Genomic DNA, 6,609 nt, shown 5'->3' on the forward strand with positions numbered 1-6,609 from the left:
CAGGTCGAGCTCGCAGCGGGGGAGCGGCGCGTGGTGGTCGACACGGTGGTGAACTCGACCGGATTCCGCCCCGACCACGACATGGTCTCCGAACTGCGACTCGACCTGGACCCCATCCTCGGGTCGACGCGAGCCCTGGCGCCGTTGATCGACCCGAACCAGCACTCGTGCGGAACCGTGCCGCCGCATGGTGTCGACGAGCTGACTCACCCTGAGCCCGGCTACTACGCGGTCGGAGCGAAGTCGTACGGCCGCGCGCCGACCTTCCTGCTGGCGACCGGCTACGAGCAGGCCCGCTCCGTGGTTGCCGCGCTGGCAGGCGACTGGGCGGCCGCACGCGACGTGCAACTGGACCTGCCCGAGACCGGCGTCTGCTCATCCAACCTCGCCTACGGCGGCTCAGCCGAGGAAGGCACCGGCTGTTGCGGTCCCGCCACTGAGCCGGTTGAAATCGCTGCCCCGGTCGGTCGCGGCCTGGCCACCGGCATCAGCGGCGGCCTGCTCACCGTGATCGACAACAGCCCCGCGCAGTCTGGTTGCTGCAACTAACGGGTGAACTGCGGATCGTGGGGAGGGGTTTCGTAGGGTTGGGGGCATGAGTGAGCAGAGGGTCGACGATGTGGTGTTCGATATCGGTGGGGTACTGCTGGATTGGAGCCCGGATTATCTGTACGGCGACCTGATTCCGGATCCGGAGGAGCGCAGGCACTTCCTGACGAACATCGCGACGCCCGAGTGGAACAGCCACCAGGATGCCGGCCGGACCTGGTCCGAGGCGATCGCCGAGCTCACCTCCTTGCATCCCGAGCACGCCGAGTGGATCGACGCGTACGACACCGGCTGGCTCAAGATGGCCAAGGGCATCTTCGAGGACACCGCCCAGGTGCTCGCTGAGCTCCAGGAGCTGAAGGTACCGGTCTACGCGCTGACGAACTTCTCCGCCGACAAGTGGGAGGTTGCGAAGGAGGCGTTCCCGATCTTGCAAGGGTTCACCGGCGAGGTCGTGTCCGGTGTTGAGGAGACCATGAAGCCGGGCGAAAAGATCTACCGAATCCTGCTCGAGCGCTTCAACCTCGACCCGACGCGCACCTTCTACACCGACGACGTCCAGCACAACGTCGACGGCGCCCGAGTGGTCGGCCTCGACGCCGAACTCTTCACCGGCGCCCCCACCCTCCGCCGGCAACTCAGAGAGCGCGGTCTCGACCTCCGCCCGTAGGTAGAGAGTCAGGCGGTGGTGGCTTGGAGGGCTTCGGTGTACTTCGTGCCCGCGCCGAGGTGGGCGGCTTCGACCAGGAGGTTTCCGTCCTGGCAGGAGGGAGCGGTCAACGCGGTGTCCGGGGGAGTGCTGTAGATGCGCTGCGGCCGGGCGAGGCCGGGTTGCCAACGCTGGAGCTGGAAGGACTCGGCGCCGTTCACCACAGTCCGGACCTCCCAGTGGATCCAGTTGCCGCAGGCCACGATCGTGTCGGTGACGATCAGGCCGAGCGATCTGGCCGGCGCGTCGCCGGACTCCCGCAGGTAGGCCCGGCTCTGGTACTGGTCCGGATCGGCCGCGCCCACCTCCGACCAGATCGTTGCCCCGCGCAAGGAGGCACCGCTCCACTGGCTGCAGTTCTGCGTTGCTCCGACCGCACGCGCTGATCCGCCGGACAAGGTGGCCGTGAGGATCCGCTTGCACCTCCGCGGGCTCTCCGGCGCGGTGATCTCGCTGAACGTCACCGAGTCGGCCGACACGACCGGATCCGCGACGTACCCCGGATCCGCCACGCAACTGACAGTCCGCGCCTTCAGCGAAGCGAGGTCGGCGATGACTAGGCATGACCTTCGTTTGGCGTCGGTGGTGCTGTAGGCGAACGTCCCGTCGTAGGCGCCGATCTCTGGTTCGGAGATCCGGGGGAGCGCTTTCTGTTGCGAGAGATCAGTTCTCTTGCCGGTCACGAGGTCGTACCGGTACGCCCGGATCTCCGGGGCCGGCCCGTCGGAGCGGATCTCCTCGACCAGCGCCCACCGGTCGTCGATCACCACCGGCGACTGCGCGACGAACCCGGCCGGCGGAGCATGCCGTACGACGACCCGCCGGCTCGCGCGATCCGTGATGGTCGTGGTCCCGCCGTCATCGCTGCTGCGCGTGACCAGGTACTTCCGCTGCTGGGTGACGACGTGTTGGCCGTCGACCGGCTGCCGAAGGATCTTCGTCCAGACAGGAGGACCTCCTGGTGAGGCGGTATGGCCAGGAGACGGGGTGCCGCCCGGGCTCGGCGTTGCGCCAGGACTCGTCGTACCGGTGGGCGTTCCACCCGGGGGCGCGGTGCCGGGCGCAGTACCGGGAGATTGGGCGGGAGCGCTCTCCGGGGTGGGAGAACAGGCAGCCGCTAGCAAGGTGATCGCCGCCAGGGCGACTGCGGCCCTGGCGGCGGGGGAAGCGGGATGACGCATCTGGTCAGAGGCCGATGTTCTTGAACTGGTTGGCGAGGGTGGCGTTGAAGAGTGCCGAGGCGGGGATGTTCTTCGGGCCGTTGGTGACGTTGCCGCGGCTGTTGAAGCGGCGCTCGTTGAACACCTCGAAGATGCCGATGGTGCCCTTGGCCTTGTCGTAGCCCCGGCCGACCTGGTAATGCCCGCTGTGGTTGAACGCGAGGTACGGGAAGTAGCGCTTCAGCAGTTGGACGTGCTCGATCACCGGTGCCGGGGCGCCGTCGCCGAGGTGGTTCTGGTGCACCGTGAAGAACTTCTGCGTGTCCCAGTGGCTGACGTTCTGCACGATGTAGGTGCCGGCGGCAATGTCCCACGTGGTCTTCAGGTTGGTCTGCTTCACCATTGCCGAGATCGCCGTACCGGAGCTGGTCGCGCCGAGGTCCTTGGCCCACGACGTCTGGGTGTCCTTCTGTTTGTCGTCGGCCCAGTCGATCGACTGGAACGTCGCCGGGCCACACCAGTAGCCCTTCTCCTGCGAGGTCTCGTAGCCCTTCATGATGTACGCCGAGGTGGGCTTCGGCTTGACCGGAGTCGGCGACGCCAGGGGCGGTGGCGGCGGCTTCGTCGGCGGGTCCTCAGCCGTGCCCCCGTTCGCCGTACCGGAGGTGCCGAGCAGGCGGAGAGTGCGGGCCTTGTCGCGGCCGTCCCAGGCGGTCTGCATCTCCTCGAGCTCGGCGTTCACGCGAGCGGTCTTGGGCATCGCAGCGCGCTCGGCAACGAACTCGGCCGGGCTCAGCGCCCCCGTCGCGACGGCCTGCTCACCGCCCGGACCAGCGCCCGGCTCGGCGTCGGCGGAAACGTTCGGTGCGGTCACGGACTCGGTGACCTCGGCGCCTGTCGGTACCTGGTCGACGAAGCCGAGACCGAGGCAGTAGTTCTCGGATTCGAGCTTGAAGCACCGCATCACCTGGGTCGCCTGCTCCGCGGCGGTTGACCGCAGCATCGGATCACCCGGCGATGTTTCGGTCACCTGCTTCGCCAGCTCGCTCCAGGACTGCGCGGCCGGCGGCTCCGCGACCGGCCACTTGTCGTCGGACGTTGTCGGATCCGGATCCGGCGCGATCGTCGGCATCCCCGTCGGCGCCGCAGTAGGAACCGCGGTCGGAGCCGCAGTCGGGCTGACTGTCGGCGGGCTGGACGTGGTCGATGGGGGAACAGAAGGACCGGAAGGTTCCGGCGGTAGATAGGCGGAGGCAGTTCCCGCCAGGGGTGCTTGCGCGAGCAAGGCACCCAGGAGGATCAGTGCTGCTGCCCCCCGTGTCGCTGTGGGCATGGTGGTCTCCCGTTGGGCGTGTGACGGTAGTGACTGTAGGTACGCCTGGGACCACAGTACGTGCTTGTGGCAACAATGGGCAGTCCCCCCATCACCCTCAGCAGTCAAGGACAGGGGAGTGGGGGTGCCGGAGGGGACCACTAGACTTGGGCGGTCCCCCTTTCGGTGAGTGCTGTGGAGTTTGCGTGTCGGTCCAACCCATCCGTCTTTTCGGTGACCCCGTTCTGATCACCAAGGCCGACCCGGTCGTCGACTTCGACGCCGAGTTGCGCCGCCTGGTCGCCGACCTCACCGACACCATGCAGGCCGCGCCCGGCCGTGGTCTGGCCGCGCCCCAGATCGGCGTCGGCCTGCGCGTCTTCACGTACTTCGTCGACGACGTACTCGGCCACCTGGTGAACCCCGAGCTCAGCTTGTCCACCGACGAGCAGTTCGGACCTGAGGGCTGCCTCTCGCTCCCGGGACTCACCTTCGACTGCATCCGCGCCCAGTCCGTCATCGCCAGTGGCTTCAACATGTACGGCGAACCGGTGGTGATCGAGGGCTCGGACCTGCTCGCCCGGTGCATCCAGCACGAGACGGACCACCTGGACGGCGTACTGTTCGTGGACCGGCTGGACAAGGAGACCCGCAAGGCCGCGATGAAGGCGATCCGGGAGGCGGAGTGGTCCGGCCTCGGCGGTCCGCCACAGCTCAAGGTCTCCCCGCACCCGATGAACGGACTGGGCCTGTGAGAGTCGTGTTCGCCGGCACCCCCGAGGTGTCCGTCACCGCGCTGAAGGCGATCGTTGCCAGCCGCCACGAGTTGGTCGCCGTCGTCACCCGTCCCGACGCACCGGCCGGCCGCGGGCGCAAGCTGGTCGCCTCACCGGTCGCCGAGTACGCCGAAGAGCTCGGCGTCGAGGTACTGAAGCCGGTCAAGCCGAGTGATCCCGAGTTCCTCGCCAGGCTTCGCGAGATCGCGCCGGATTGTTGCCCCGTCGTCGCCTATGGCGGGTTGTTGCCGCAGGCAGCGTTGGACATCCCGCCGCACGGCTGGATCAACCTGCACTTCTCCGTTCTGCCCGCGTGGCGCGGGGCCGCCCCGGTCCAGCACTCGATCATCGGCGGCGACGACGTCACCGGGGCGAGTACGTTCCGCATCGTCAAGGCGCTCGACGCCGGCCCCGTGTACGGCGTACTGACTGAGCGGATCGGTCCCAAGGACACTGCTGGGGATCTTCTGACCAGGCTCGCGGAGTCCGGCGCCAAGCTCCTGGTCGACACGCTCGACGGGATCGAGGCGGGCGTGCTCGAAGCCCGCGAGCAGCCGGCCGACGGGATCACCATCGCGCCGAAGCTCACGGTCGAGGACGCCGAGCTGGACCTCACCGCACCTGCCCAGCGAGTCGATCGCCTGGTCCGCGGCTGCAACCCGGCCCCTGGCGCCTGGACCACCTTCCGCGGCGAGCGGCTCAAGGTCCTCGAGGTCAACCTCACCGACGAAGAACTCAAGCCGGGCGAGCTCCACACCACCAAATCCACAGTCACTGTCGGCACCGGCAGCAAGGCGATCGAGCTCGTCACGGTTCAGCCGCAGGGCAAGAAGCCGATGGCAGCGGCCGACTGGGCGCGTGGCGTCCGCATCACCGCCGAAGATCGTCTGGGCCACGAGTGAGCGACCGCAGTCCTCGCAACCGCGCTCCGCAACGCCGTCCCGACAAGGTCCGCCAGGTCGCCTACCGGGTGATCCGGCAGGTCAACGGCGAGGACGGGTACGCGAACCTCGCCCTCAACAAGGCCCTCCGCGACCAGCGCCTGAGTGGCCGCGACGCCGCCTTCTGCACAGAACTCGTGCACGGCACCCTCCGCTGGCAGGGCACGTACGACGCACTCCTAGCGCGCAGCGTGTCCCGTCCACTGGCCGAGCTGGATCCGGAACTCCTCGACCTGCTCCGCCTCGGCGCGCACCAGTTGCTCCGCATGCGAGTCGACTCGTACGCCGCGGTCAGCGAGATGGTGACCCTTACCCGGTCCGAGGTCGGGCAGAGCCGCAGCGGCCTGGTCAACGCCGTACTCCGCAAGGTCAGCCAGCGGACGCTCGACCAGTGGATCGCCACCGTCGCACCGCCTTTCGACCAGGACCCGTTCGGCCACCTGGCCATCGCCAAAGCCCACCCCCGCTGGGTGATCGACGCCTTCGCCAACTCCCTTGCGTCCGAGCTTGCGTCCGAAGAACCCGGGGGCAGGCCCCGCGCCGATTCGGACGCAAGCGCTCTGGAAGACCTGCTGGATGCGGATAACGAGCCGGCGAAGGTGACGTTGGTGGCGCGGCCGGGGCTAGCGGAATTGGATGAGCTGGTCGAGGCCGGAGCCACCCGGGCCAAGTGGTCGCCGTACGCCGCTGTCCTGCAAGGCGGAGGTGATCCCGGCCGGATCCAGGCGGTCGCCACTGGGCGGGCCGGTGTTCAGGACGAGGGTTCGCAACTGGTCGCCATCGCACTCGCAACCGCTCCGCTCGAAGGTACAGACGCGAGCTGGCTCGACCTTTGCGCGGGTCCAGGCGGCAAATCCGCTCTTCTCGCGGCGCTGGTGAATCAGCGGGAAGGCACTCTCACCGCCGTCGAGCCGCTCAAGCATCGGGCCGAGTTGGTCCGGTCCAACCTGCGTGCGGTGCCGGGCGATCACCAGGTCCTTGTGGGCGACGGGACCAAGCCGACTTGGCCGGAGGGCTCGTACGACCGGGTGCTAGCGGATGTGCCGTGCAGCGGGCTCGGGGCGTTGCGCCGTCGCCCGGAGGCACGCTGGCGCCGGACGCCGGAGGACGTCGAGGAACTGCGGCCCCTCCAGGAAGCTCTGCTGGATTCCGCGATCACCTC

Annotated in this window: 6 protein-coding genes and 1 pseudogene; 5 read left to right on the forward strand and 2 right to left on the reverse strand. The window is 68.3% G+C overall.

From position 1 onward, the window contains the following. Positions 1 to 549: pseudogene (locus VFG33_RS39460) on the forward strand (flavoprotein); the annotation flags it as partial. Positions 550 to 595: 46 nt separating this feature from the next. Next, a complete protein-coding gene (locus VFG33_RS39465; RefSeq protein ID WP_325058159.1) occupies positions 596 to 1,219 on the forward strand; it encodes an HAD family hydrolase in 624 nt (207 codons plus the stop codon). An 8-nt stretch (positions 1,220 to 1,227) separates the two neighbouring features. Here the strand turns inward: VFG33_RS39465 and VFG33_RS39470 are convergent, their stop codons facing one another. Both VFG33_RS39470 and VFG33_RS39475 read right to left on the reverse strand, forming a co-directional pair. Then, a complete protein-coding gene (locus VFG33_RS39470) occupies positions 1,228 to 2,439 on the reverse strand; it encodes a hypothetical protein (RefSeq protein WP_325058160.1) in 1,212 nt (403 codons plus the stop codon). Between the two features lie 4 nt (positions 2,440 to 2,443). Continuing rightward, positions 2,444 to 3,751, reverse strand: coding sequence for a C39 family peptidase (locus VFG33_RS39475; RefSeq protein ID WP_325058161.1), 1,308 nt, complete (start codon positions 3,749 to 3,751; stop codon positions 2,444 to 2,446). 185 nt (positions 3,752 to 3,936) lie between these two features. Between VFG33_RS39475 and def the strand changes: the two genes are divergently transcribed. The 3 genes from def to VFG33_RS39490 form a co-directional block, all read left to right on the forward strand. Beyond that, complete coding sequence (def, locus tag VFG33_RS39480) at positions 3,937 to 4,485, forward strand: peptide deformylase (RefSeq protein ID WP_325058162.1); 549 nt, start codon at positions 3,937 to 3,939, stop codon at positions 4,483 to 4,485. Further along, positions 4,482 to 5,408: a methionyl-tRNA formyltransferase gene (gene fmt, locus VFG33_RS39485; protein ID WP_325058163.1), complete on the forward strand. Its 927-nt coding sequence runs from the start codon at positions 4,482 to 4,484 to the stop codon at positions 5,406 to 5,408. Before def ends, fmt begins: the two co-directional genes overlap by 4 nt. Further along, positions 5,405 to 6,609 (forward strand): RsmB/NOP family class I SAM-dependent RNA methyltransferase (locus VFG33_RS39490; protein ID WP_325058164.1); only part of this gene is annotated, 1,205 nt, incomplete at its 3' end. The genes fmt and VFG33_RS39490, both read left to right, overlap by 4 nt.

This window comes from Kribbella sp. (assembly GCF_035687465.1).
GTDB lineage: Bacteria > Actinomycetota > Actinomycetes > Propionibacteriales > Kribbellaceae > Kribbella.

Coding starts and splice junctions, on each gene's coding strand:
- VFG33_RS39465 (WP_325058159.1), top strand. CDS start 596: ATGAGTGAGCAGAGGGTCGACGATGTGGTGTTCGATATCGGTGGGGTA.
- VFG33_RS39470 (WP_325058160.1), bottom strand. CDS start 2,439: ATGCGTCATCCCGCTTCCCCCGCCGCCAGGGCCGCAGTCGCCCTGGCG.
- VFG33_RS39475 (WP_325058161.1), bottom strand. CDS start 3,751: ATGCCCACAGCGACACGGGGGGCAGCAGCACTGATCCTCCTGGGTGCC.